Here is a 526-nt window from a genome sequence, read left to right as displayed (position 1 = left end):
TAAGAAAGTATTAGATTACAAAACTCCCAGAGAGGTGTTATACGCTGGCTAACTTGGACTTGAATTTTGCCGTTTTTTGTTAGTGTATACAGAAATTGTAAATGTTTATTTATTGACTTAGAAAGTATTCTAGTGTTAAAATATAATGGGGATTTTTACACTTTTTTAGGAAAGGGGCTAGGTTTTACCCAATATTAGGAATTTGGAGGAAATAGGAAAATATGAAGGGCAAAAAAGTTGGCAACAACTTTGAAGAGACATCCCGCAAGTCACGTGTTAAGATGCACAAATCCGGTAAACACTGGGTGCGTACCGTCATGTCGCAGATTGGCTTGATGCGTCTTTTTAAGGGTGCTAAAGTCGAAGAAGTTGCCATTAGTCAAGTTGAAGAAACATTAAAAGATGTTTCTGCCTCACACCATATCTTAAAAAGTGCAGCAGCACTGGGTGCAATTGCTGCAGGTGGTGTAGCTAGTCAGACAGCTATGGCTGAGGAGACTCCAGTCGTTGAGACTGAAACATCTAT

1 protein-coding gene is annotated in these 526 nt (G+C 39.0%); it reads left to right on the top strand.

All coding sequences use genetic code 11. The annotated features are described in order from the left end of the window. Positions 1–221 precede the first annotated feature (221 nt). The coding region (locus AALA56_RS10165; protein WP_369909909.1) for an accessory Sec-dependent serine-rich glycoprotein adhesin at positions 222–526 on the top strand (305 nt) is incomplete at its 3' end.

It is taken from the genome of Streptococcus hyointestinalis, from assembly GCF_041225505.1.
Taxonomy (GTDB): domain Bacteria; phylum Bacillota; class Bacilli; order Lactobacillales; family Streptococcaceae; genus Streptococcus; species Streptococcus hyointestinalis_B.
The sequence above is the reverse complement of the archived record's forward strand: the minus strand, read 5'-3'. Positions and strand labels throughout refer to the sequence as shown.